General features: G+C 60.2%; 23 protein-coding genes and 2 tRNA genes. 19 read left to right on the plus strand and 6 right to left on the minus strand.

Going from position 1 to position 25,776, the window contains the following annotated elements:
* The first annotated feature begins 6 nt into the window (after positions 1-6).
* The 3 genes from JNJ45_09370 (at position 7) to JNJ45_09380 (ending at position 2,611) form a co-directional block, all read left to right on the plus strand.
* On the plus strand, positions 7-945 hold the full coding sequence (locus tag JNJ45_09370; protein ID MBL8048877.1) for an FKBP-type peptidyl-prolyl cis-trans isomerase: 939 nt from the start codon (positions 7-9) through the stop codon (positions 943-945).
* Between the two features lie 2 nt (positions 946-947).
* Positions 948-1,613: a hypothetical protein gene (locus JNJ45_09375; GenBank protein ID MBL8048878.1), complete on the plus strand. Its 666-nt coding sequence runs from the start codon at positions 948-950 to the stop codon at positions 1,611-1,613.
* Positions 1,614-1,690: 77 nt separating this feature from the next.
* Entirely contained in the window at positions 1,691-2,611 is a 921-nt protein-coding gene (locus tag JNJ45_09380; GenBank protein ID MBL8048879.1) for a peptidylprolyl isomerase, read from the plus strand.
* On the opposite strand, the gene JNJ45_09385 is transcribed toward JNJ45_09380, so the two are convergent.
* From JNJ45_09385 to JNJ45_09395, 3 genes are all read right to left on the minus strand, one after another.
* The gene (locus tag JNJ45_09385; GenBank protein MBL8048880.1) at positions 2,586-3,353 is read right to left on the minus strand and encodes a prolipoprotein diacylglyceryl transferase; all 768 of its coding nucleotides are present in this window, start codon (positions 3,351-3,353) and stop codon (positions 2,586-2,588) included. The genes JNJ45_09380 and JNJ45_09385 overlap by 26 nt on opposite strands.
* A 4-nt stretch (positions 3,354-3,357) precedes the next feature.
* Positions 3,358-3,714: a holo-ACP synthase gene (gene acpS / locus JNJ45_09390; protein ID MBL8048881.1), complete on the minus strand. Its 357-nt coding sequence runs from the start codon at positions 3,712-3,714 to the stop codon at positions 3,358-3,360.
* 6 nt (positions 3,715-3,720) lie between these two features.
* Positions 3,721-3,806 (minus strand) — tRNA-Leu (locus JNJ45_09395).
* 41 nt (positions 3,807-3,847) lie between these two features.
* Here JNJ45_09395 and JNJ45_09400 point away from each other — a divergent pair.
* From JNJ45_09400 to JNJ45_09440, 9 genes are all read left to right on the plus strand, one after another.
* A complete protein-coding gene (locus JNJ45_09400; GenBank protein ID MBL8048882.1) occupies positions 3,848-5,746 on the plus strand; it encodes an ABC-F family ATP-binding cassette domain-containing protein in 1,899 nt (632 codons plus the stop codon).
* Positions 5,747-5,789: 43 nt separating this feature from the next.
* Positions 5,790-6,527 (plus strand): ABC transporter ATP-binding protein, encoded by a 738-nt coding sequence (locus JNJ45_09405; protein MBL8048883.1) that lies wholly within the window; start codon positions 5,790-5,792, stop codon positions 6,525-6,527.
* Positions 6,515-8,194 carry a hypothetical protein gene (locus JNJ45_09410; GenBank protein ID MBL8048884.1) on the plus strand — a complete coding sequence of 560 codons (1,680 nt, stop codon included), beginning with the start codon at positions 6,515-6,517 and terminating at the stop codon, positions 8,192-8,194. Before JNJ45_09405 ends, JNJ45_09410 begins: the two co-directional genes overlap by 13 nt.
* A 66-nt stretch (positions 8,195-8,260) precedes the next feature.
* Entirely contained in the window at positions 8,261-9,379 is a 1,119-nt protein-coding gene (locus tag JNJ45_09415; GenBank protein ID MBL8048885.1) for a hypothetical protein, read from the plus strand.
* Between the two features lie 11 nt (positions 9,380-9,390).
* Complete coding sequence (locus JNJ45_09420; protein MBL8048886.1) at positions 9,391-10,296, plus strand: hypothetical protein; 906 nt, start codon at positions 9,391-9,393, stop codon at positions 10,294-10,296.
* Complete coding sequence (locus JNJ45_09425; protein MBL8048887.1) at positions 10,297-11,004, plus strand: hypothetical protein; 708 nt, start codon at positions 10,297-10,299, stop codon at positions 11,002-11,004.
* 6 nt (positions 11,005-11,010) lie between these two features.
* Complete coding sequence (locus JNJ45_09430) at positions 11,011-11,640, plus strand: hypothetical protein (GenBank protein MBL8048888.1); 630 nt, start codon at positions 11,011-11,013, stop codon at positions 11,638-11,640.
* Positions 11,641-11,648: 8 nt separating this feature from the next.
* Positions 11,649-12,260, plus strand: a complete 612-nt coding sequence (locus tag JNJ45_09435) for a hypothetical protein (GenBank protein ID MBL8048889.1) — start codon at positions 11,649-11,651, stop codon at positions 12,258-12,260.
* 6 nt (positions 12,261-12,266) lie between these two features.
* Positions 12,267-13,406, plus strand: coding sequence for a rod shape-determining protein RodA (locus JNJ45_09440; protein MBL8048890.1), 1,140 nt, complete (start codon positions 12,267-12,269; stop codon positions 13,404-13,406).
* On the opposite strand, the gene JNJ45_09445 is transcribed toward JNJ45_09440, so the two are convergent.
* Positions 13,403-14,347, minus strand: a complete 945-nt coding sequence (locus tag JNJ45_09445; protein ID MBL8048891.1) for an iron ABC transporter permease — start codon at positions 14,345-14,347, stop codon at positions 13,403-13,405. The genes JNJ45_09440 and JNJ45_09445 overlap by 4 nt on opposite strands.
* Before the next feature lie 45 nt (positions 14,348-14,392).
* On the opposite strand from JNJ45_09445, the gene JNJ45_09450 reads away from it, so the two are divergent.
* The 4 genes from JNJ45_09450 to JNJ45_09465 all read left to right on the plus strand — a co-directional run bounded on the left by JNJ45_09450 (position 14,393) and on the right by JNJ45_09465 (position 17,344).
* Positions 14,393-15,571 carry a pyridoxal phosphate-dependent aminotransferase gene (locus JNJ45_09450; GenBank protein MBL8048892.1) on the plus strand — a complete coding sequence of 393 codons (1,179 nt, stop codon included), beginning with the start codon at positions 14,393-14,395 and terminating at the stop codon, positions 15,569-15,571.
* On the plus strand, positions 15,571-16,278 hold the full coding sequence (rnc, locus tag JNJ45_09455) for a ribonuclease III (GenBank protein ID MBL8048893.1): 708 nt from the start codon (positions 15,571-15,573) through the stop codon (positions 16,276-16,278). Before JNJ45_09450 ends, rnc begins: the two co-directional genes overlap by 1 nt.
* Before the next feature lie 134 nt (positions 16,279-16,412).
* Entirely contained in the window at positions 16,413-17,168 is a 756-nt protein-coding gene (locus tag JNJ45_09460) for a PEP-CTERM sorting domain-containing protein (protein MBL8048894.1), read from the plus strand.
* 102 nt (positions 17,169-17,270) lie between these two features.
* Positions 17,271-17,344: transfer RNA gene (locus JNJ45_09465), tRNA-Gln, on the plus strand.
* A 217-nt stretch (positions 17,345-17,561) separates the two neighbouring features.
* Here the strand turns inward: JNJ45_09465 and JNJ45_09470 are convergent.
* Both JNJ45_09470 and JNJ45_09475 read right to left on the minus strand, forming a co-directional pair.
* Positions 17,562-21,677, minus strand: coding sequence for a caspase family protein (locus JNJ45_09470; protein ID MBL8048895.1), 4,116 nt, complete (start codon positions 21,675-21,677; stop codon positions 17,562-17,564).
* 85 nt (positions 21,678-21,762) lie between these two features.
* On the minus strand, positions 21,763-22,650 hold the full coding sequence (locus JNJ45_09475) for a caspase family protein (protein MBL8048896.1): 888 nt from the start codon (positions 22,648-22,650) through the stop codon (positions 21,763-21,765).
* Positions 22,651-22,898: 248 nt separating this feature from the next.
* On the opposite strand from JNJ45_09475, the gene JNJ45_09480 reads away from it, so the two are divergent.
* The 3 genes from JNJ45_09480 to sufD all read left to right on the plus strand — a co-directional run bounded on the left by JNJ45_09480 (position 22,899) and on the right by sufD (position 25,756).
* Complete coding sequence (locus tag JNJ45_09480; GenBank protein ID MBL8048897.1) at positions 22,899-23,588, plus strand: NAD-dependent deacylase; 690 nt, start codon at positions 22,899-22,901, stop codon at positions 23,586-23,588.
* 82 nt (positions 23,589-23,670) lie between these two features.
* The gene (sufC, locus tag JNJ45_09485) at positions 23,671-24,435 is read left to right on the plus strand and encodes a Fe-S cluster assembly ATPase SufC (GenBank protein ID MBL8048898.1); all 765 of its coding nucleotides are present in this window, start codon (positions 23,671-23,673) and stop codon (positions 24,433-24,435) included.
* 7 nt (positions 24,436-24,442) lie between these two features.
* Positions 24,443-25,756 (plus strand): Fe-S cluster assembly protein SufD, encoded by a 1,314-nt coding sequence (sufD, locus tag JNJ45_09490; GenBank protein ID MBL8048899.1) that lies wholly within the window; start codon positions 24,443-24,445, stop codon positions 25,754-25,756.
* The last annotated feature ends 20 nt before the right edge of the window (positions 25,757-25,776 follow it).

The following is a 25,776-nucleotide window of genomic DNA, read 5'->3' on the forward strand; positions in this document are numbered from 1 at the left end:
GTGAACATGCAAAAACTCGTTCAATTGAGTTTAGGAATTGTGGCCGCCGTCACCTTCGTCGCATGCGGTCCAAAGGCCGATGACAAGATGGGCACGACCGAAAACCCGGAAAAGCCTGCGTTGCAAACCCACACGCACGCGGATGGGACGGTGCACGCCGGCGATAGCCACGGCACCGAAACCGAGCCGGCCAAGGACGCCGAACCCGGTCCTGCCGCCAAGCCACTAGAAAAAGGCAATCCCGTCGCCGAGCTTACTGGCAATGACAAGGCCGACCACGACAAGATCAAGATCGAAATCTTGAAGCCCGGCAAAGGCGATTTCGTTCGCAATGGCGACACCTGCTACATGGAGTACACCGGCATGCGAACCGACGGATTCGTCTTCGATTCGAACGCCAACGGTAAGCGCGAGCCGTTCAAGTTTGTGCTCGGCACCGGCTCCGTCATTCGTGGCTGGGATCTCGGCGTTCTCGGGATGAAGCCCGGCGAAGAGCGAAAGCTCACCATTCCGGCCGTCCTCGGCTACGGCGATCAGGGCGCAGGAAAGGACATTCCGGGCGGCGCGACCCTGATCTTTACGATCAAACTTCTCGATATCCTCAAGCCCGACGATGTGGCCATCTTCGACTTCCTGGCGCAATCGCCGGGCTCTGGTCCAAAGGCGAAGGCGGGCGACGTGGTTCGCTTTAACCTGGAAGTGAACATGCTCAACGGCACTCAGGTGTTTAGCACGGACGCAGATAAGAAGCCGATTACGGTGACGCTTGGCGCGACGAACACCGGTTACAGCACGGGCCTGATGGCCGCTCTGGAAGGACTCCAAGCCGGAAGCAAGTGCGAAGTGCGCATGCCGCCGGCCATTAATAGTGGCCTTGAGTCGAAAGGCACACAAGAACAACTTTTGAAGTACTCAATCAAAGTCCTCAGCGTAGGAAATAAATGACAATGATCAATCTGAAAGCTCTATCCCTTCTTGGTGTTGCTGGCCTCGTGCTGGCTGGTGCCGAAACGACTCAGGCCCAAATTACCAAGCAAGGTGATGCTTACTTGTTCCGCATCAAGTTTACGCCGGGCCAAACTATCAAGTACCTGATGAACATGAACATGACGGGCACTCCCCAGCCAATGAACATGAACATGACGGTGAGCCAAAAGGTCAAGTCGGTGAAGGGCACTACTGCCACCATTGAAGCCACGACCTCGGGCATCCCCGGCCAAAAGCCGATGACGCAAACCATGACCATCGACAACCGCGGTCGGGCAACCGGCGCGGGTGCGGCGGGCGGCTCGCAAGTTGCCTATCCGGAAGGTCCCGTTAAGGTTGGCCAAACCTGGAAGGGTCAGCTGCCGGGCATGGGTCAAGGGATGGGCGGCGACGCCACCTACAAGCTGGTTGCGATCAAAACCGTCAACGGCAAGCAAGTAGCCCAAGTGAGCCTGAGCATGAACCTTTCGCAAGGCACCGCCATGAAAATGAGCGGCACCGGCACCATGTATATCTTTATGTCCGACGGTTCACTGAGCACCATGAGCATGAACACCAATATGTCCATGAAGCAAGACAAGCAAACCATGAACATGAAGATGAACATGACGATGAAGCGCGGCTAACAAGCCTCCTTCAGCAAAGTGCGGCCCGCAGCCAACCGGTTGCGGGCCGTTTTGCGCATCGGGTTAAACTAGCGAACATGAAGGTCCTCGCCCTTGCCGCTTTTGCATTGCCCGTTTTGGCCGCCGCCAAGCTGTCGGCTCAGTACACCTACTACGGCGTGAATCGCCCGTTCGAAATCAGCGCGAGCGCGGGCGAGATTCGGTTGTACTCAACCAAGCAATCGGAGCCGCTGGCTAGCGCCATGATTAACGGCGGCAAGACCGATCTCGCCAAGGTGCTCAAAATCTGGAGCATCAAGTCGGTCGGCGTGCTGTACTTGCAGGAGTTTCAGCAGGGTCGGCCGGTAGGCGCGGCGCTGGTGTTGCAGCCCATGACCAATCCCGCGATCAGCACGCTCGCGCCAGACGGCCGGAATGTCGTGTTTACGCCCGACGAGGATTCGGCGAACTCGGGGTTCCGCGTGTGGCGCGATCAGGACGCCGAGTTCGACACGTCGCTGGGCAAAATCCGGGTGCGCATGCGACCCGACGCCGCGCCCAACACGGTGTGGAACTTCCTCAAGCTCGTTGAGGGCGGATTCTATCGCGACGTGATTTTCCATCGCGTGGTGGCGAAGCGACCTGACGGGACGGCGTTCGTGATTCAGGGCGGCGACCCCACCGGCACGGGTTCCGGCGCGCCGGGCTACGCGTTTCCGCTGGAAAAGAGTCCCTTGCCGCACGATTTCGGCGTGATCAGCATGGCTCGCTCCACCGACCCGAATACGAACGGGTGCCAATTCTTCTTCGCGCTCAGCCGCGAGGGCACGAAGCACCTGGACGATCGCTACGCCTCGTTCGGCGAAACGATTTCGGGCGGCGCGACGATCCTCAAAATCGCCGCCGTGAAGACAGGTGAGCAGGATCGCCCGCTGGAGCCGCCCGTGATCCGTCGCATCAGGCTTGTAGACGCCGCGCCCTATGGCACCGGGCCTATGCCGGAGAAGAAGCCCCAGTAGCGCGCCGCGACCACGCCGCGTAGAGGATGCCGCCCAGAATCGCCATGGCGAGGGCGAGCCCTTGCGCCTGCGTGATGGGCAGTCCGCCCCAGTAAGTGCTCGATGAGCCCGCGCGGAAGAATTCGAAAAGGAATCGGCTGAGGTTGTAGCCGATGATCGCGAACGCGAAGGCTTGCCCGGGGCCGAGCTGGCGTTTGTTTTCCCATAGACGGAGCGCGCCCCAAGCGAGCAACACCATGGCCGAATCGGCCAGCTGCGCGGGGACAAACAGCCCGGCGAGATTGTCCTGGTGCACGCCAAACCACTCGGTGGTTGGACCGCCATGGCAGCAGCCATTCAGCAGGCAGCCGACGCGCCCGATGGCGTGCGAAACCAGCAACGCGGGGGCGAAAATGTCGAGCATGGTCCGGGTCGAAATCTTGTGTCGGCGGCAGTAAATCACCAATGCCAGAACCCCGCCAATGAGGCCGCCAAAGCTGGTGAGGCCGCTGAATTGCAGGCTAAACAGCTCGTCGGTGTGCTGCGAAAAGTGCTTCCATTCCTGGGCAATAAACAGGATGCGGGCCCCGAGCGCGCCGCAAAGAATCAGCCACAAGCCAAGGTCCCAGACCTTTTGTTTGTCTATGTCGTAGCGTTTCGCGCGGCTGGCCGCCATCTGCAGACCCACGAAAAACGCGACCACCATCAGCAGCCCAAAACTGCGGATGGGGACCGGACCGATATTGAACAACACGGGAAGCATGTGACTACTCTTTCGAACCCTCGGCGCGGTCGGCGCGTTCCCAAATCACGGTCGCCAGGGCCATGTTGCGTTCGTGCGAAATGCTGCAATGCAGGCACCCCTCAACCGCCGTGCTGGGCCGAAGATAGGGCCGACCGACTTCGTCGTTGAAGACCTCCACGTCGTGCCACAGGTTCCAGGCGCGAACCGCCTTAGCCGCCGCTTCTTTGGCCGCCCAACGTCCGGCGACCGCGCTGGCCGACCAATTGGGCCGGCTCGCGAGTTCGCGCGGCGTGAGAATGCGCTCTAAAAACCGGGGGTTGCGCATGGCCGAGGCGATGCGCGAAATTTCAACGAGGTCGGTGCCCACGCCCAAGATCATAGGGTTTGGTGCCGGGGGCGGGACTCGAACCCGCACGGGTTTGACCCCAGTGGTGTTTGAGACCACCGCGTCTACCATTCCGCCACCCCGGCCGGAATCTGGCAGTGTACCTTCTGTCAAAATAGAGCTTCCCGTGCTACTTGCTGTTGCCGACCTAAGAAAGGAGTTTGCCACTGAAATCGTTTTCGAGGCGGTGAATCTTCGCGTCAACTACGGCGAGAAGCTCGCGATCGTGGGGCGCAATGGCGCGGGCAAAACCACGTTCCTGCGGATTTTGTGCGGCGAATACGAACCCGATGGTGGCAGCGTCAACCTGGGCCGAGGCGTCACGGTGGGCTACCTGAGCCAGCACAGCAACTTGCCTGAGGACCGCACTGTGCTGCAAGAGGCGCAGGCCGCGCAAGACCACTTGCGCGACTTGGAACTTCGCCTGGCCGAACTTGAGGGCCGAGCGGACAGCCTGAGCGCGGATGAGTTGGAAGAGATGTCCATGCTGCGCGAGCACTTCATCGCCGAGGGCGGCTACAACCTCGACCGCGACGTGCGCAGCGTGCTGGCGCGGCTTGGCTTCCAAGAGCCGGATTACGACAAGCCGATTGCCAAGCTGAGCGGCGGCGAACGGACCCGCCTTTCGCTGGCCAAGCTCTTGCTGGAAGAGCCCGAGCTTCTGATTCTCGACGAGCCGACGAACCACCTCGACCTGGAAGCCACCGAGTGGTTGGAAGGCTGGGTGCGACAGTATCACGGCGCGATTCTGCTGGTCTCGCACGACCGCAAGTTCCTAGAGGCAACCGCCGAGCGCGTCATGGACTTTCGGGATCAGGGCGCGAAGGTCTACCCGGCCAAGTTCACGCATTACCTAACTTTGCGGGCCGAAGAAGACGAGCGGCAAGCGACTCTGGCCGCGCGGCAAGCCGCCGAGATTGACCGCATGGAAGAGTATGTGCGGCGGTTCATGAACTCGCAGCGCACGGCTCAGGCGCGAGGTCGCCTCAAGCAGGTCACCAAGCTCAAGGCGCAGGCGGTGAGCGCGCCGAGCGCGGAAAAGGGCATCCACTTTAACTTTTCGCCGACTAAACGCGCCGGCGATATCGTGCTCGAAACCAAGGGCCTCGGCATGGCGTTTCCCGGGCGGACGCTGTTTCAAAACCTCGATTGGCTGGTGATGAACGGCGAGCGGTGGGGCGTCATCGGGCAAAACGGCGTCGGCAAGAGCACCTTGATCAAGTGCCTGCTGGGGCAGATGCCGCCGAGTTCGGGCAGCTACCGCATTGGCGCGAGCGTCGAGGTGGGCTACTTCGCGCAGGAACTGGTTGACCTGGACCTCACGCAAACCGCGCTGGCCGCGCTGATCAATCGCACCGGCCTGGAAATCGGACCGGCGCGCAATCACCTCGGGCGGTTCTTGTTCACCGGCGACGACTGCATTCGACCGATCAAGACGCTCAGCGGTGGCGAGCGGAACAAGTTGCAACTCGCCATTCTCATGGCGATGCGCCCCAACGTGCTGGTGCTCGACGAGCCCACGAACCACCTCGATATGCCGTCGCGCGAGGCGCTCATTGAGGTGCTGCAAGAATTCACCGGCACCTTGCTCTTGGTGTCGCACGATCGCTGGCTGTTGGAGCGCGTGACCACCAACACGCTCGACCTTCGCCGCGACGGCAACACGATTTATCCGGGCAGCTATCCCGAATATCGCGCGTTTCGCGATCGCGCGAGTGCGCCGAGCCCGGTGAAAAAGGCCGCTGTCATCGAGGTCGCCAAGCCCGCCTCGACGATGACGCCGCGCGAGCTCAGCAAGGAAATCGGGCGATTGGAAAAAGCGGTGTCCGCCGCCGAATCCGATGTGGAACGCGCCGAAACGGCGCTCCAAAAAGCCAGCGCAGCGATGGTCAGCGCGGGGCCGGACGCCGACCACTTGGCGCTAAGCATGGCCTATGCCGATCAAGAATCGAAGCTGGCCAGCGCGATGAGCACGTGGGAGTCGGTCAGTCTGGAATTGGAAGAGCGCCGCGCCGAGCAGGGCTAGGTCTCTGCAACCCCGCGAGGCAATCTTAGGTAAACACATTCATATGCTTCAGGTTCGAGGTCTGTGCAAGGACTTCCGCAAATTCCGCGCCGTGGATCAGCTGTCGTTCGACATCCATCCCGGCGAAATCGTTGGACTCCTCGGGCCGAACGGAGCGGGCAAAACCACGGCGATGCGTAGCATCACCGGCATCTTGCGCAAAACGGAAGGTCAGGTGCTCATCAACGGGTTTGACCTGGATACTGAGATGGCCCAGGCGAAGTCGGGCATGGCCTTTGTGCCCGAACTGCCCAGCCTGTACGAGCTTTTAACAGTGCAAGAAACCCTCAAGTTTGTGGCGATGTGTTACGACACGCTCGATGTCTTCAAGACTCACGGCGACAACTTGCTGGAGCGCTATCACCTGAGCGACAAGAAGAAAGAACTCGTGGCGACCCTCAGCAAAGGGATGCGCCAAAAACTGAGCATCGCCTGTGCCATGGTGCACAAGGCCAACGTGTTCCTGTTCGACGAGCCGATCATCGGCGTGGACCCCGCCGGTGTGCACGAGATTAAGCAGGACTTCATGGACGCGCGCTCCCGCGGCGCCAGCATCCTGGTTTCGACCCACCTGCTTGATGTGGCCGAAAAGCTATGCGACCGCGTGGTGATTTTGGCGAAGGGCAAAAAGCTGTTCGAGGGTACGCCCGACCAACTTCGAGCTGAGTTCAGCATGGAAGGCATGGACCTTGAGGCGGCGTTCCTCAAGATCACCGAGGAGGCGCCGACATTCGCCCCCTAATCTGGCTGCTCGGCCACACGATTAAGAACTCGATCATTCGCAGTTTAAAGTCGCCTCGGCGACTCATCGGCGTGCTGATGTTTGTCGGCTGGTTCTATATGATCACCAGCGGTCGCGTCACCAGCCAGCGCACCAACGCGCGCATGGAAGAGATGTGGAAGGTCCCCTTTAGCGGGGACGCGCTCTACGCCATGGCGTTCGCGGCGTTTGCGCTGATGACGTTCATCCTCTTTGCTTCGCTCGGCAATAGCCTCTCATTGATGTTCAAGTCGCCCGACGTGGACGTGCTCTTCCCGACGCCGGTTTCGCCCAAGAAGCTGCTGGCACTACGGGTGTTGCGCGACACGATCACCTCCACGCTCGTGCCGCTCCTGATCTATGCGTTCATGTTTCGGCAGGCGGCCAACGAGATGATCGCCTCGTTCCAGCGTGGAACGCCCGGTGTGCAGAATCTGTCGCTGCTTACTCCGATGGGCGTATTGGCGTGGATATCGCTGAGTTTTACGTTCACCACGGCGAGCTACGCGACGTCGCTGCTGTTTAGTCGCGGCACCGACGAGGCGGATCGGGCCGGGCGCAACGCCCGCATTTTGGGCCTGCTGTGCGTGCTCGGCGCGATGGGTTTTGTCGCGGTGACGATGTATACCAAAGGCTTGTCGGCGGTCCCGGCGAGCACCCAACATCCGGTCGTGGCGATCCTCATGTTCCCGGCGACGCTGGCGAGTTGGATCGCGACCGCGCCCTTGACCGGAAAGTGGCAGTTGGCGGCGGCCGGCATGGGTGGTCTCGCTCTGCTTTCGGTCGGGCTCTACTCAATCGCGCTCAAGAACATCCACTGGCTGTACGACATCAGCACCACCAGCACGACCAAGTTTGCTGTGCAAATGGAGGCGGCGAAGAGTCAGGACATGGTGGCGCAAGCCGCGTCGCGGGCGCGGCAAGGCAAGATGCGGGTGCGGGATACCGGCATCTATCGCTGGTCGCCACGGGGGCCGCTCGCGCTGGTTTGGAAGGAGGCGATTGTCTTTGGCCGCACGCAAAAATGGGCCTGGGCGAGCTTAGCGATCACGGCGGTGGGGCTGTGCGTCCTGATTGCTCGGGTCCCTCTCAGCAAGGGCGATGGTCCGCGGGATATTCTTCTCCTCTTTATCGCGGGCAGCATGGTCTTCACGGCGGCGGTTACGTTCGGGCAGACCGGCTTCTTGCAGATGCTGCGGTTGGGTGACATTCAAAAGCCGTTGCCATTCGGCTCGGGCCAAGTCGTGTTTTACGAAATGCTTGGCAAGTCGATCCCTCCCTCGTTGATGTCGCCGCTCATGGGATTGGGGATCGTCATTTCCCGCCCTCAATTGGGCAATATTGCCGCCTCGATCACAATCCTGGGCAGCGCCTTAACGCTGGTGATGATGGCGGTCATGGCGGTGGTGATCCTGCTGTTCCCGGAACACGAAGACCCCACCCAGCGCGGGATTCGCGGCTTGCTGATGATGCTCGGGATTTCGGTGTGCACCGCGCCACCGGTGAGCGCCTACATTGGACTGGCGTTTTTCGCGAAGGTGCCTCACGTGCTGGCCGCGCTGTTGCCGAGCGCGCTGTGTGTCGCCATCGCCGTCATCTGCACGAGCGTCGCGGGCAAACTGTACGCCTCGTTTAACCCCAGCGACTAACCCGGTCATAATCTGGGCAGGGAACTTAGCACTCCTTGGAATGTGTTGAACGTCCCACATTTGTCTATGGCATCGTCTCGTCACATGAACCCCTCGCTTCGTATCGCGCTCCTCTGCGCGGTGGTGGGCGGAGGCGCTTACGTGGGCTACCAGGCCTATGCCGCGCTGACGGTAGACAACGCCAAGTTCGACCCCGTAGTCGCCGATGACATCTCGCTGGTCGCGATTGAGTCCGGCCGGGGCTTCCGCGTGATCGTCGCGAATCAGATGGCGCAACTCGCCGACGGCGGGGCGCGCGAAAAATCGGACGAGTATGATGCCGAGTCGACGGGCGATCTCGACAACCTCAAACGCCTTCCGATTCGCGAGTTAATCCTCGCTCACAGCGGCGACCAAAAGGCGCTAAGCACGCTGATCAGCCGCATGAACGACCTCGACAAAGAGGATCGGCTGCCAACGACCCGGGTCATGTGGCGATCCGAAGACGTGCAAAAGGCGATCGGCGGCGACGCCACGTTGCGCGCTAAGTTGGAGCGCAACCTCAACGTCAAACTTGACGGCACGCCCCTGGCGGGCCTGAGCGTCAACGCGATTGAGAACGGCATCGTCGTGCCGGTGAAAGTGCCCGTGCTGTTTGTTGCCAACGGACAAGATCGTTCGATGACGGCCGAAGTCCTGCAGTGGTTTTTGCCCACATTTTCGCAAACCGTCATGAATCGCTACAGCAGCGAGGCGGACGTAACCCCCGAGCGGATTGCCGCCTACTACCTGGAGGAAGCCAAGAAGGTGGAGAAGCCGCAAGACGTGGCCAAGTCGCTCACGCAGATGATCACCAAGCCGAACCAGGAATGGTCGGAGCGCACGGGTGCGCTGCTTTCCGCGACGCATGTGTTGATGAACTCCACGTATATCAAAGGGTTGACCGTGGACGAGCGGGTCACCGAATCGGGCAAGAAACTGCTCGACCTGCACCTCGACGTTTCTGACGAAGGTCGGCGGCGCATGTGGCAGTTCAGCCGCAAAAAAGATAAATTTCAACTCATGTTGATCGTGAATGGCATTGCAATTGCAGCCCCCACGGTAAGAGAGGAGCTTTCGGGCTCCACCGTCACCATCAGCAATTTGCCGGACGAAGACTTTATCCGCGATGCTGTAAGTACAATTCAGGAACGAATAAAGAAATGAAGATGAATCGAATGTCGAAGATCGCGCTGCTGGTGCTTCCGGCGGCCGTCGCGCTCAGCGGCTGCGCCAAATCCGGCGATAGCTACAAGGGCACGGCCAAGGCCGATGATGTGAAGGCCCTGAACATTGCCAAGGGTCAGGAAAAGACGCTGTTCCCGGTGAAGGAAGGGAACTCGTGGGTGTTTGACACCCAAACAACCTCGACGTTCGGCGCTCAGCAAGCCGTGAACGACACGGTCTTCACGTTCACCATCGGCAAGGTGTTCCCCATCGAAGGTGGCGTCGAATTCGAAATGCTCATCGGTTCGGATCAGGAAGTGAACGGTGAAAAGTCGAGCGAAAAGCAAATGTGGCGACTCACCGATAAGGGTGTTTCCGTCGCCGCCGCTCGGGTTCGCCCCAACCTCAAGGTGGACAAACTGGAGATGGTGCCTTTCAACCCGCCGCAGCCGTTTATGTTCTTCCCGCTCGAGGAAGGCAAGGTCATTGACTGGTCGGGCGTGGGCCCGCTCCCCGCGGGTGGTGGCTCGGATACGAACCCCGTCGGCCCCTCCAAGTTCTCGCTGACCTGCGCCGGTACGCAAAAGACGGACACCGCCGAGAAGTCGTACATGGCCTACGTGTTCGAGCAAGAGCAAACCTGGACGATTCCTGGCTTTGACAAGGCGAAGTATCAAGCTGAACTCGCCAAGCAACAAGGCGTGGCTCCCAACTCGGGCGGCACCTCGCCGATCCCCAAGGATAAGGAAGAAGCCAAACTCATGGCCGAACTCGAACCCAAGGTCGGCCAAGGCATTAGCGCGGTCACCAGCCACTGGGCTCCGAACGTGGGCCTCGTGCGATTGCGACAAGAAATCGCGATCAACAATCTGATCATCATTCAAATCTTCAAGCTCAAAAAAGCGAACCTCAAGTAAATGCAAGCTCGTTCCTGGATTCCCCTTGCGCTCCTCGCCCTGGTGGGGTGCGGCAAGACTCAGGCTCCCGAATCATCGGGAGCCTCTTCGTCTACCGGCACGGTCGAAACGCCCGTCAAAAAGATCGAGCTGCCCGCCAGCCTCATGCACGAGGGCCTGGAGTACTACGGCCTCAGTGAGCCCGGCAAGCACACCATGACCGAGACCCGCAAAACGGGCGATCAAACCCAGACGCTGGTCGGCGACATGACCACGCGGTTGGTGGACGCCACCGCCGACAAGGCGACCTATGAAATGGAGTTTGATGGCGACCTTTCTGCGCTCGGCACCACGACGATCATGGTGGATAAAGGCGGAGTTCACATTGTTACCAGTAGCACGGTAAAGACTGACAAACCGACCCTCGACCTGCCCGCCGTGTGTAGCGTCGGTGCCACCTGGGCCTCGGACATGTCCGGCGAAATGGCCACCCAAAAAGTGAAGGGGAACTCCAATTACAAGATCGTCCGTACTGAAAAGGTCAAAGTTCCGGCTGGAGAATTTGACGCCATCGTCGTAGAAAATGTGGGGACTTTGTCCCTTGGCGGCTCCAAGTTTCCGCTCAAAGCGACGGCTTGGTACGTCAAAGGAAAAGGGATGGTTCGCCAAGTGACCGAAGCCACGCAGGCTGGTCAAAAAATGGTGAGCACGCTCGAACTTACGAAGTAAATCGCCATGTTGGTCGCCGCAACTCTCGCCCTTTTCGCCTCGCAGGCGTCCTCCGCGACGCTGACCGTCGCGGACTTCTTCCCGGTTGACGCGGGCAGCGTGTGGACCTACAAGGACACGATTAACAAGGTGGACAGCATTTGCGAGGACCAAGTGGTGGGCGCGGCCGAGATCAATGGCCAAACCACCTATGGCATTCGTAGCCGCATTGACGATCGCAACTTCGAAACGACGTATTACCGGCTCGATAAAGAAAAGGTGATGCTCATCGGGTTCGACCTCAAGGAGCCGCTGACCAAGCCGTACCCGGTGGTCGTGATGGCCAACGGCGGCGTGCAGAAATGGTCGCACGTGGGCGACACGATGATCTTTGACGAGCGCGCCCCGCTGCAAATGGACTGCTCCTCGAAGATGCTCTACAGCTTCAGCTACAAGGGCGAGAAGCTTCCGGCGCTGGAAGTGACGATCAAAGGCACGGTGGATATGGATTCTCGGGCGGCGGTAAAGAGCGAGCAGGTCGCGGTTTACGCCAAGGGCATCGGCCTGGTGCGACTCCGCGAAACCGGCAGCTTCGGTAAGCAAAAATTCACCCGCATTCGGGAACTGGTTTCCTATCGAATTGGTCCTGAAAAGTAACGCCAATCATGAACCTTCGTGTCCTTCCGCTCGCCACCCTGGGGTTGCTTTTGGGCGGTTGCGTAACCAAAAAGGGGCATGACAGTTGGGCGATTTCGGTGGGTGTTTCTAACAAGATTCACTCTGACACGCTGAATCCCGGCGCCATCCCTTACACGAAAGCGCGATTGGTGATGAACGGCCACCCGTTTCAGGTGGATGTGAAGTCGGCGACGAAGGGCGAGATCATCACTCACTCGTTCGAATCGCATGGCGTGGCCATCGAAACCGAAACCTATCGCCAAGCGCCCGGCCTTTTTGAGCTCGTGGCCTACGGTGACGAGGTCTTCAAGCGCCCGATTCCGCTGTTGAAATTCCCGTTTTCGGTGGGTGATTCCTGGACGTGGCAGGGTAGTTTCGGCGCGGACTTGAACCCGATTCCGGCGACCGCCGAGATTACGACCGCCGACGAGCCGCTCGCCTTGGAAGGTTTCCCGCAGAGCGATTCGGTGCGGGTCGAAGTCAATCTTCAGTACGGCTCGCCGACGAAGCCCTCCGAGCGCAAACTGCTGTTCTGGTTTGTGGAAGGCAAGGGCATGGTCAAGCGGCAAATCCACTTCGGCAGCACCCGCCAACCATAACGCGCCATGCAAGCGAGTCAGAGTCGGGTCGGCACGCCAACCGGAGTTCGCACGTGGGGCGACCCGGTGATGCTCATCTCGGCCGTGCTGCTGTTGGGCGCGGGTTTGCTCAGCATCTACAGCATTGACCACGCCCGGCAGATCGGCATTTTCAAAAAGCAGGTGGTGCTGATGATCCTCGGGCTGGCGCCATTCTTCGTGTTTTGGCGGACGTCGCTCTCCTTATGGCAAAAGCATTCCGGCAAGATCTATCTCATCAACATTGCGCTGCTGGTGCTGGTGTTCCTCGCGCCAAAAACGACCAAGGGCGCGGGCCGGTGGGTGGACATCGGACCGATGCAGTTTCAGCCGAGCGAGTTCAGCAAGCTCGCCGTCATTCTGGCGGTCGCGGCGTTTTACGCTGAGAACCGCCATCGCGTCAAAGAGTTCCGCACGTTCGCGACTTCATTTTTGTACTTGTTGCCAACCGTCCTGCTGATCTTCAAACAGCCTCACCTCGGCGCGACCATCAGCGTGCTCGCCATATGGTTTATGATCAGCCTTGTGGCTGGCGTGCCGTGGCGCACCATCGCCACCGTGGTGCTCATTGGCATCATCGGCATCGTCGGGATTCTCAAATTCAAGCCCGAGCTCGTGCTGAAGGATTATCAGATCAAGCGGGTGCAGACCATGAAAGATAAGTCGCGCGGCGTGCGCGACGTGGGCGGGAGCGACTACCAGGTTCACGAAGCGCAAAAGGCGTTTGCCAACGGCGGCGTCACGGGCAGCGGCTTTCTCAAAGGCGAGCAGACGCGCCTTGGGTTTATCCCGGAGCAGCACAACGACTTTGTGTTCACGGTCGTGGGCGAGGAAGGCGGACTGGTCGGCGCGGGGCTCGTGCTCAGCATCTTTGGGGTGTTCTTCTTCCGGGTGGCGCGGGCGATTGTGCAAGCCACGGACGTGTACTCGCGCCTCGTGGCGACCGGCATTCTCACCATTCTTGGATTCCACACGCTGGTGAACCTGGGCATGAACATCGGGATTCTGCCGGTGGTGGGGCTGTGGCTGCCATTTCTCAGCGCAGGCGGAACGGCCGTGCTGCTTTGCATGGGTTTGGTGGGCCTCGCCATGGCCGTCAGCCGCGAAAACGAGCGCGTGAGCTTCTAGCGGCGCAGGAGCCACAACAACGCCGGCGCGCCGATTACCGCCGTAACCGCGCCGACCGGCAGTTCACCGAGCCGCTGACTGGCAAGATCGGCGAGCACCAACAGAATTCCGCCGACGAGTCCGGCGCTGACCGCGCTTTTGGCCGGCGATTGCCCTTGCAACAACCGCGCGATGTGCGGTGAGACGAGGCCGATAAACCCGACCAAGCCCATGATTCCGGCGACCGCCGCGGTGAGGGCCGTCCCGATCCACAGCGATTCGCGGATGAGGCGGCGCGGCGAAACCCCGAGGGTCTGCGCCGACTCGCTGGAGATCATGAGCAGGTGCAGCCCATCGAGCCGCGGCCGCAGCGCCATCAGGCCGAGCCCAATGAGGGCCGCGAGAAAAGCGACATGGATGAGCGTCGTGTTGGAGGCGGTGCCCAACAGCCACCGCAGCACCTGGTTGGAATCCGCTCCGGCGAGCAGCAAGATCACGGTGTTAAGCGCGGCCAGTAGCGACCCGATGACCACGCCGCCGATGAGAAGTCGCTCGGCGGAGGCTCGGCCCCGCCCGCCCAGGACGAGCACCAAAGGCAGCGTGAGCAACCCGGTCGCCATGGCCGCGAGCGGCCCGGCGAGCCCGCCCAGCAACGTGAACACTCCGGTGAGCGCCGCCACCGAGCCGCCGATCGCCGCGCCACCACTGACGCCGAGCAGATACGGCTCGGCGATGGGGTTGCGAAACACAGCCTGAAAGATCGCTCCGGAAAGGCCAAGCGCAAACCCACCCGTGACGCAGGTGAGCACCCGCGGCAAGCGCAAAGCGCCGATCGCGGCATGATCCGGTTGCCATAGATTCCACGGCGCAATCCACATGGTGCTGCCCGCCGCCAGGTGCAGGAGGGTCGCGGTAAGCAGGATGAGCAGGAGTTCTCCGTTGAGCTTGGCCGCGCGCGTCATGGGCAAGAGTATAACCACGGGTATCCTACTGCTGTACTCGCAACCGTGGAACTCTCGCAGCGCATTCAATCCGTCCGTTCGTCGCCCACGCTCGCAATTACCGCGAAAGCTCGGGCGCTTCGCGATGCCGGAGTGGATGTGATTAGCTTCGCGGCCGGTGAGCCCGACTTCAATACCCCCGCCCCGATTTGCGACGCCGCGATTGAGGCCATAGCCCGCGGCGAAACGAAGTACACGGCCAGTGCCGGGCTTCCCGAGCTCCGCCAGGCGATCGCCCGCACGGTCGTGTCGCGCACCAACAGCAAGGTTGAACCGGCCCAAGTGGTGTTGAGCTGCGGTGCCAAGCACTCGGTTTACAACGCTTGCCAAGCCGTGTTGAACCCCGGCGATGAGTGCATTTTGCTTGCCCCGTTTTGGATGACCTACCAAGACCAGGTGGTGTTGACCGGCGCGACGCCGGTGATTGTGCAAGGTTGGGCGGATACCGGATTTGTGCCGAGCATCGAGGATGTTCGCGCGGCGATCACTCCGCGCACCCGCGCGTTGATCATCAATTCGCCCTCGAACCCGACCGGCGCGGTGTTGCCGCGGGCATTCCTTAAGGAGGTTGCCGCGCTTGCTTTAAAGCACGACTTGTGGCTGATCTCAGACGAGATTTACGATCAACTGGTGTACGACGGCGCTTCGCACGAAAGCATCTACGGGCTGGGCGAAGAAGTCCGCAACCGCACGATTTACATTAATGGATTCAGCAAGACCTACGCGATGACCGGCTGGCGGCTCGGCTATGCCGTTGCGCCCAAAGCGGTCGCCACGGCGATGTCGAACCTGCAAGACCAGGTGACAAGCAACCCGACTTCGTTTGCGCAGTTTGGCGCGATGGCCGCGTTGGAACTTCCCGCCGAGGATGTCGCCGCGATGCGCGACGAATTCGACGCGCGGCGTCGCTTGATTGTTGGGGGTCTCAACGATGTACCCGGCTTTACGTGCCCCACACCCGGCGGTGCATTTTACGCGTTTCCTGATGTGCGGCCCCTGTTGGGCGGAGTTTTTGCCGACGACGCGGCTTTGGCCGAATATCTGCTGGAGGAAGCTCACGTGGCGGTTGTGCCCGGTTCGGTGTTCAATGGCGCAGGTCATCTGCGATTGAGCTATGCCACCAACCAGGACAACATCCGCGAAGGCTTGGCGCGCATTCACCGCGCGATCAGCAAAGTACGCTAATGGTTATTCCGTCGCCCATCCCGCTTAAGAGCCAGGAGCTATTCCGGCTGGCGATGACGCATCGCTCGGCGGCGACCAACGTCGTGCGGGACAGCTACGAGCGCCTGGAATTCTATGGCGACTCGGTGTTGGGCCTGGTGGTGGCGCAGTACTTCTATGAGCACCAACCGGACTGGGACCAGGGCCTGATGTCCAAAGCGAAGTCCAGTGTGGTGCAGGAAAATCCGCTTGCCGAGACGGCTCTGCGTTTGGGTCTCGACGAGTTCTTGGTGTTGAGCACCGGCGAGGAATCGACCGGCGGCCGCCAACGCGCCTCGATTTTGGCTGACGTGTTTGAGGCGGTCATTGGCGCGATCTACATCGAATCGGGGCTGGAACAGGCGCGCTGGTTTATCCTGGAGCAGCTGAATCAGTATCTGATCATGGTGCGGACGGGTGACGTCAACCCGAACGACCACAAGTCCAAATTGCAAGAGGTGGCGCAGGCCATTTGGCGTAAAACTCCGACCTACCGTGTGGTGGGCGAGTTCGGTTTCGCTCATGAGCGTCGCTTTCAAGTCGAAGTTTTGTTCGACAATGAGGTGATGGGCGAAGGAAGTGGAAGAAGTAAGAAGGAGGCGGAACAATCGGCCGCCCAAGACGCTCTAGAACTCATTGAACGGGTTCGTCGTGCGCGTGAGCACATGGCGGACGATCGTTCAGATTGAATTGAACCGCGAAATTGCTAGGATGAGACGGGTAAATTTACTAGAGTTTCCCCAGATTCATGCTTGGAGTCTCGGATTGCGGTTGTTTTGGCAAGGATAGTGCTCGTACAATAGTCAACGAGGAGAAGGTCTCAATGAATTTTAATCGAATTTTTACGGTTGTAGCTCTGGTGAGTGTGGTGGGAGCGGCAGAAGCTCGACTTCCGCGGAACTCTTACATCACCCGCCCCACCCCCACGAAGGAATCGTTCATCAAGCTGCTGAACAACGAACCGGTCGTGATGGACCGCTACATGCGCCACTTCGCCATGACTCGCAGCGAAGTGATGGCTTACATGTCGCAGATTTCGCTCTCGACGGTTAAGGAAGGTGGTCTCTACACGGTTTATAACGTCCCCGCCGCCACCGGCGAACTTCGCAGCAAACTGCTGAAGATGAAGAAGGGCGAAAAGATTTGGGTCGACCGTTTTGGCAACCCCGTGATGGTGGTGGTCTGCGGTAACCCGATGACCCGTGGCCCGAAGACGGTTGTTGCTTTGGATCAAAGCCGCCGTCCGCTGCTGACCGACACGCTTGAATCGCCGGTCCGCGTTGGTGACGAAGAAATCCGCGTCGAATCGACGCCGAGCCCGGTGGCCGAAGCTCCCGAAGTGGTGGCCTTCCAACCGGCCATGCCGACGGTGGAAACTCCGGTGACGGACGTTGTGGAACCGACCCGAGTTGTGGAGAACGCTTCGTTCAGCCGCCGCATCGGTGGTGCATTCCTCGGTCTGATCCCGCTGGCGATCATCGGTACGAACCGCAAGTCGAATCCGCCGGTTCCGGAACCGGCCTCGGGTCTGATTCTCGCGGCTGGCGCTGGCCTGTTCCTTGCTCGCCGCAAGAAGTAAGGCTCGCTGGACCTAACCTCAAACTGAAGCCCCCTGCCATCGGCAGGGGGCTTCGTTTTGCCCTGCCAGCACTGGCTCGGTCGGGGTATAACGTAAGGGCGTTGGCGGATCGTCTAATGGCAGGACAGCGGTTTTTGGTGCCGTCAGTCAAGGTTCGAGTCCTTGTCCGCCAGCCACTCGCACTTCCAATTACCTAGCTCCCAGTTATTGTTGGAAGGTGTTGCTCACCAGTACCGCAACATGCATTCGATAACCTGCACCACCTGCTGCGACGTCAGCAGTGAGGACCCACGCCCCTGTCCACTGAAGACGGCGTTGCCCTGATGCTGCAAGACGTGGACCTCCCCGTTGATTTCTTCGGCACGGCGGAAGTCCATGGACCGGCGTCGGGTGCTAAAACACGTGGCCGGTGAATAAGGTGGATGACCCCGCCCCGAGCAGTTCCAGAACTTTCTTCTCCGCCGATTGGCGGATGAGTTGGGGGAGGGTGGCGAGGTCTTTCTTGGCCACAGTGAAGGTCAGAGTTGCTTTCGTCGAGCGTTGAAGACTCGCGTCGATGTACTGCACGAATACCTTCACATTCACCGTTTCACCCTCCACGGAGTAGGTTGCCGAGACGCGGTGCACGTTCGGGTGTTTGGCCACCTCGGGCCAGTACTTCAGCGATTCGGATTTCGCGAATTCCTTTTGCATCATTGGCTCCAGGTTCAGGGGGTCTTCCTCGTCTTGGCTAAACGAGCCCAACAGAATAATCGGCTTGGGCGGTTTGAGGCCGACCATCCCGCGCTTGCTCGGGCTGGTCACGCCCAGATCAAACGACTGATTCGTCGGCGACGCCTTTAGTTCGGGGCGTTGAACCGCCTTGAGGCCGACCTCGTTTTTTAGGCTCTCGACCCGCTCGGCGGCATAGCGCAACCACGTGCGCACATCCAAAAAGAGTTCGCCGCCGGGCGCCTCACGCAGACCCTCGCCGTTGGCGCGGTCAATTGCCTCGAGCAGCGAATAGGTCAGCATGCCGTGCTCCACGTTGCTCGCCTCGTAGCTCAGTTGGTCGGCGGCCGAGCCGGCCAGCACCCACGTGCCGGTGCTCTCGCGAATGGATTCGTAGGCGCGTTGATAGTCGCTGGGCACCGAGCGGGCCGCGAAGAGAGACTCTTGCGCCGCGCCGCTGTGGCAGGTGTCCAAAATCACGACCTGCTTTTTGGCGGGAATCTGGCTCAACGCCAGGCGAAGGTCCTCGCCCGAAATCGTCGCCGTCGCCGCCGAAAGCTCGCTGAGGTCTGCCGGGTTTGCTTCGGCTGTCAGATAGAAGTAGCCCGATTTTTCGCCGATTTGGCTAGTGCCGTGGCCGCTAAAGAACACAACAATGATGTCGCCGGCGGTCGCTTTGCTTTGCACATCTTTGAACCACGCGAGGATGTTTGTCCGGGTCGGGCGGTTTACCGGCATGGGGTCGGATGTCACCAGCGTGGTGACGTTCACCTTGCCCGGCAGAAGCTGGCTAGCGAGGTCCTTCACGGTGCGACCAAGCACGCGAGCATCGTTGGCCGGCGCAGTTAAGTCGCCATCTTCGCCCACATAGTCCGAGGTCCCGGCGAACAAGGCGTATACCTTCACATCGGGCACCTCAAGGTCCTTGGGGACACCCAAATCGGTAAGGTTTGTCGGGCTCGTCAGAGTCCCTTGCTCGTTGGTCGCATTGACCTCAAGATAGTTCGATTTCTGCGAGCCAAGCTCGAGCATGGATTGCGGCAAGAGATACTGCTTATAGTCCTGGGTGTCGATCTTGAAGTAGCCAACGCCGTCGCGAGTGACGATTTCTTTGCCGTTGAGAAACACGCGGACCTTGCCAATACCGCCGCCATCGCGCTCGGTCAGCGAGATTTCAAACTCGGTCGGCTTGCGGGCCGACTTGGTCACCTTTACTCCGGGATAGAGCTTGAGCGATTCCAGCGAGGGCACCGGCCGCAAGGCTTCCAAATTGCTGCCAAGCACCTTCGCCATCAGACTCGGTTCATAAAACTGCTGCTTCAGCTGCTCCACGCTAATGGGTTCCAGGCCGCCTGACCAGCGCAACACGTATTTCGCGCCGTTGACTCGGGTGGGGTCCACCGCGTCGTAGCGTCCGGCGGGGTCCATGGCCAGCCAAGTGAAATTGTCGGGGTCGTCGGTCGCCACTGCCTCGTCGGTCAGAGTTACAAAGTTCGCCAACCGCTGATTGGTCATGGTCGGCGGCTTGCTGGCATCAGTCGTTTCTGCGCGCGGCTGCGAATCATAAAACGTCACGCCGTCGGTCGCATCAACGGTCGCGATTCGCGTTCCGCCCGGGTGATAGATCGCTTGTTTGAGCTCGTCGGTGGCCCGGAACTCGGAGACGATCGCGCCGGTGAGGTAGTCCACTTGGCGTACCTTGTCGCCGAGAACCGCGAGCACCCACGGCTTTTCCGGGTGGATGCGCGCATCCAGGTCGTCGTACTCCTTGTTCTCAATCTTGCACACGGATTTGCCGGTCGCCACGTCAACCGTTACGATGCCCGAATAGTTGATGATCACGGCGTTCTTATCGCCTTGCACGAGCCGCAAACCCGTGCTATCGGTCATGCCGTAATCCTTCAGGTTCTGCTTATAGCGCACGACACCAGTTTCGGCGTCGTAGTTAATCAGGGTCGCGTTGTCGGCCACCAAAACCGTCTTGTTATCCGCGGAGATGCCGGCGTGCATGGCCATGCCGAAGTGCTCGCCGAACTCGGCCACCACCTTGCCGGTGCGGTGGTTGTAGCGCACGAGTTTTTCGACCTTCCCAACCTTAAAATCGGAAACCAAAACGGTCTGCTTGTCATTGAAAAACTGGAGCCGGAAGATCATGTTATCGGGCTCGGTGGCTTGCACAATCGTGTCGTCGCCCAACTTGTCTTCGGGGCGCATCGCGCCCACGCCGAGCTTCCCATCCGTATCCAGCACGGCGGCAAACTTGCCATCATCCGAAAACCACATTTGCTTGAAGTTGTCGGGCAGGCCGTCGCTGGCCGAACTCACGCCAACGCCGCGCGCTCCGGCATCGGGGAACACCGCGCCGAGGTCCACACCGATCATCTTGTTGTACTCCGTGAAATCGGGAATCAGCATGCGTCCTCCCAGCTGAGTTTGTACGGGATAGCGGAGCGCCGGCAAAACAGCGGGGGCGTCGCCACCACTCAGGTCCCACAGCCGGTGCGGGTACTTCGCGCCAAAGCCGATCTCCTTGCTCTCGTACTGTGTGAGCATCCAATCACCGTCGCCAACAAACCTGATGTGGCGCACGCCGGTGGTAGCGGCGATGATGCGCTCGTCGTAGCTGTTCGAGCCCAGGTTAAACTTGCGGATCGCCCCGGTTTGGTAGCCAATCCAGAACGACTTCCCATCGGTCGAAAATGTGGCCGCCGTCGGCCCGGCAAACTCCTGGCCCGGCTCCTGCGACTTCGCCGTGTTGACGTCCCACAGAATCATTTCGTCCACGTCCGAATAGGTGCCAACCTTGGTCCCGTCGGCGGACACTCGGATCTCGCGGATGGCGTCGGAGTTGCCTTTGAGCGTGCGAACCAGCGCGCCCGTGGAGCGCGAATAAAGCTGAACCTCGCCATTTGCCGAGTAAGCCGAAACCAGCTCTTCGTTGGTGCCGAGGAAATGGCCGAACACGTCGGCGTTGCTGCTTCCGGCGGCCATGCGGTGGGCAAAGTTCGTCGGCCACGTGCGGACGAGGGCGCCGGTCGCGGTGTCAACCATCGCCACCTGCCCCTGAAAGTGATTCGCGTTGACGTCGAATTCGCCGACGGTGGTCACCAGCAGCGATTTGGTGTCTTTGCTGACGACCATGCCAAACGAAGGGCCGGCCCAACCGCCTTTGATCTGGGTTGAAATCTGTTTGTCGGGGCCGACGATCACGCCGCCTCGCGGACTCACGGCGGCGAACCCTTGGGGGCCAAAACTCTCGATCGCCTGCACGACATTCTCGCCGAGCGAATGCGTCACGTTTGTCAGTGGATTGCCGGTTTCGGCAATGATTAACTGCCCCTTTGATGTACCGATCGCGATGCGCGAGCCGTCACTGGAGATCGCCGCGGAGAAAAATTCCTGCCCTTCCTTGGCCGGCACGGAGGCCAGCATCACGGCGGTCTTGGCGTCCCACACGCGGGCCTCTTCCTTTCCGACCGTCAGAATGCGCTGTCCATCCCCGCTAAACGCGACGACATGCACCGATTCGGTGTGACCACCGAGCACGCGCAGCAAGGTCATGGTGGTGGGATCCCAAAGCCGCGGTGAACTCGAGCGGTCGTGCGTAATTAGGCGCGTGCCGTCCTTCGACTCGATCATGTCGAACACCAGATTGTTTGACGACATCGGGATGAGCCTCACCTTGGGTTCGCCGATTTGCGCCATCGGCCGAGGCGCGAGGGCCGGTTGAGCGTAGCTAGCGGCCAGCAGCGAAAGGGCCGCGAGACCAAGGAGGGGACGAGCAAGAGCAGTGCGCATGACGGGGTTCACCAATAAGATTCGGACGGAATTTGACTTACAAAAAGGGCGGGGAGAGCATTTCTCCCCGCCCAGTGCGGGGTTTTTACAGAGGCAGGAACGATGCGTTAATGCGATCGGCCGAGGTTGCCTCGGCGTTCGGCGTCTGCGTAAAGCCCTTGTCATCGAGCAGTTCGGCAATCGCGCTCACTGTGTCGCCGATCGGCAGGGCGGGTTCCTCGCTCAGAACGGCATTGAGCACCAGCGTGAACAAGCCGTGCGCTTGCATGTTCGGGCCGCTCACGTCGGAGCTGGTTTGGTTGTCCTTGCTGGCGAAAATGAAGCACGTGGTGGCTTCGGTACCGGCCATCGAGCGAGCCTTCACTGTCTGAGAAACTGCCGCGAGTTTGTTGGCGAGCGCCATCTGTGCCTTCACCATGTTCTTCGGCAACAAGTAGCGGTTCTTACCGGGTCGGATTTTTAGACCCTTCTTGAACATGACACCCATGCTGTCCAGGCCGAGGATTTCGTTGAGCGTGGCGGGCGGTTTGCTCATGCCACCGGCAAAGCAGCTGTCAAAGAGGAACGTGCTGCTGATGCCCGCGTTGCGAAGGAGCGGGCCGAGTTCCTTAAAGAAGTCGCTCGTCACCAAGCGCATGTCTTGCAGAACGATAACCGACTGCTTGCCGCTTGCCTTTTCCTTGTTGTCAATTTGCGAACCGTGGCCGCTGAACTGAAAGAACACGTGGTCGCCCGATTTGGCGCTTTGCACCAGCCAGCGCACCGCGTCGACGAACTTCTCGCCCGTCACTTCTTTGTCGGCCATCATCTTGAGATTAGCGGCCTTGACCCCGTACTTCTTTTGCAGAAGATCGTAGTAAGCCTTGGCGTCGTTCACGCAGCCGCTCAGCTTGTTGTCCACTGGCTTGCCGTTTTCGTCCTTAAACGGGTTGCCCGTTGCGTCGGTGGGGTTCGGGTAATCGTTAACACCCATGACCAGACCATAAGTTTCGGCAAATGCCGCTGTTGCAAAAGAACCGAAGGCGATTGCCACTGTCAAGACTTTCATTGTTTTCATAGTTACCTTTATCCGTAAAGGATTGTTCGATCCATCAAACGCCTTCACCCGCCGGGTGTTTCGCAAGATTTTTGGATTATTTATGAATCCCCGTATTTTCTATTTTGACCGTAACTGCGGCATGGCGTGGCGCGTCGGGCGCAATTTTTGCTATGTTTCTAACCGTGAAAGTGGTTGTTCTCACCGGCGCGGGGATTTCGGCGGAATCGGGCTTGGCGACGTTTCGATCCGACACGGGACTCTGGGCGGAGTACCGGATTGAGGACGTCTGCACGCCCGAGGCGTTGCAACGCGACCCGACGACGGTGCTCGAGTTCTACAACCTGCGTCGCCGGGAGGCCGCGAGCGCCGAGCCCAACGCGGCCCACCACGCCCTGGCCGAGTTGGAACGCCACACTGAGGTGCAGATCGTTACGCAGAACATTGACGACCTCCACGAGCGCGCGGGATCGCGACGAGTACACCACCTGCACGGCGAGGTGTTCAAGGTGCGCAGCATGGAGAACTTCAACCTGGTGATGGAGGCGCGCGACGACATTATTGTGGGCGACCTCGCGCCCGATGGTTCGCAGCTGCGCCCGCATGTGTGCTTCTTTGGCGAAACGCCCTATGGGTTTGAGCTGGCGACGGACTGGGCGATGCAAGCGGATGTGTTTGTTGTGATCGGCACGAGCCTCAACGTGTATCCCGCCGCCGGGCTGGTGGACATGACGCAGGCCGAGCGCATCGTGCTCATTGACCCCGATCCGCCCCGCATTGGCTGGCTCGAGGGTCGTCTGGAAGTAATCAACGAACCCGCCTCGCTTGGGGTGCCGAAGCTTGTGCGGGGTTTACTTGCGAACGAACCAGCTTGAAATGCACCGCCGAATCGTGCCAAAATAGTACAGATTCCGACCTCGCCTAACATTCCCCCGGCGTGGTTCGTAGAACGAGACGATTCCCATGATTCAGATTTCGAATTTGCACGCGCGCGTCGAGGACAAAGAGATCCTCCGAGGCATTGACCTGACGATCAATCCCGGCGAGGTGCACGCCATCATGGGGCCGAACGGCTCGGGCAAAAGCACCCTTGCCAACATCATCGCGGGGAAGGACGGCTACGAGGTCACCGAGGGCGACATTCAGTTTCAGGGCGAATCCATTTTGGAAATGGAGCCCGAAGAGCGAGCCGCGGCGGGCGTGTTTCTCGCCTTCCAATATCCGATTGAAATTCCCGGCGTGAGCAACACCTACTTCCTGCGCACGGCTCTGAACGCGGTGCGCAAGGCACGCGGCGAAGCGGAAATGGATTCGATGAGCTTTATGAAGTTCATGCGCAGCAAGCTGGAATTGCTCCACCTGAGCGAAGACCTGCTGAAGCGCAGCGTGAACGAAGGCTTCTCGGGCGGCGAAAAGAAGCGCAACGAGATTTTCCAAATGGCCGTGCTGGAGCCGAAGTTTGCCGTGCTGGATGAGACCGACAGCGGGCTGGACATTGACGCCCTGCGCGTGGTCGCCGACGGCGTGAACGCCCTGCGCGGCGGCGAGCGGGGCATCCTGGTGATCACGCACTACCAACGCTTGCTGAACTACATCGTGCCCGATTTTGTCCACGTGCTCATGGGCGGTCGCATCGTGAAGAGCGGCGACAAGAACCTGGCGCTGGAGATGGAAGAACGCGGTTACAGTTGGCTAGAAGACGAGGTCGCCGCCGGAGTCTGACGCGAGCATGGTTACCGAATTGCCCACCCAACTTCTCAACGCCACGCCGACCGGTCGCACCGTCGCCGGGTCGCTGCAAACCCGCGCCTGGGACATGCTCGGCGGAGTGACGTTGCCCACGCACCAATCGGAAGAGTGGCGCTACATCCCCATGCGCTTGCTGAGCGAGATCACCTGGCAAGAGCCGGTGGCGGCCACCGTTTCGGCGGCGGACCTGCTGGATATTCCGGTCGCCTCGCAAGCCGAGAGCCTGGCCGTGATCGTGAACGGCACGTTCCGCGCCGACCTGTCGCATGGTCTTGAAGGTTTGGCGGTCGAAGGACTGGCAGCGGCGATCTCCATGGGCAAGGCCGATAAGCTCGGTCAACTCGCCGATCTCGACACGACTTCGTTTGAAGTCGCCGCGCACCACGGCGTGCTCCGCAAGCCCGGGATTGACCTCTTCGCACGGCTGAATACGGCCACCTTTACTGACGGCGTTTACTGCCGTCTGGAGAAGGATGCGCAGGTCGCCGCGCCGATCGTATTCTTGTTCTTGACGACGGGTTCGGCAACTCGGGTGTCGCCGCGGGTGTACTTCGTGGCCGAGTCCGGCGCGGAAGCGACGATCGTCGAAGTCCACGCCACGCTCGGTTCGGAGCCCACCTTGAGCCTGCCCGTGACCGAAGCTTGGATCGCGCCGAACGCGAAGATCGAGTACGTGAAGTTGCAGATTGAAGGCCCGGCCGCTCGCCATATTGCCCTGACCGAAGTCGAGCAAAGCGGCGATTGCACGTTCAAGCATTACAACGTGTCGTACGGCAGCCTGCTCACCCGCAACGATGTGAACTGCGCGATCATCGGCCAGAACGCGCACACCCGCCTGGATGGCGTGACGTGCATCGCCGGCGAGCAGTTGGTGGACAACCACACGCGCCTGGACCACGCAATGCCGAACTGCGAGAGCTTTGAGGCTTATAAGCACTTGCTCGACGGCAAGAGTACGGCGGTGTTTAACGGCAAGATTTTCGTGTACCAAGACGCGCAAAAGACCGACGCCAAGCAGACAAACCAAACGGTGCTCCTCTCGCCGACGGCGACCATGAACACCAAACCGCAGCTGGAGATTTTCGCCGACGACGTGAAGTGCACGCACGGCGCGACGGTCGGTCATTTGGAAACGTCGATGCAGTTCTATCTGCAGTCGCGCGGCATCCCCGCGAGCGAAGCTCGCGCGCTGCTGGTGTACGCCTTCGCCGCCGAGGTTTTGGACCAAATCGAGTCCGAGCCAGTCCGCGAGGAGCTGGAATCTCTGTTGTTCGCGAAGTTGCGGCAGAGCTAGTCGGCTATCAGCAACTGCGG

The sequence above is a fragment of the Chthonomonas sp. genome (assembly GCA_016788425.1).
GTDB lineage: Bacteria > Armatimonadota > Fimbriimonadia > Fimbriimonadales > Fimbriimonadaceae > JAEURQ01.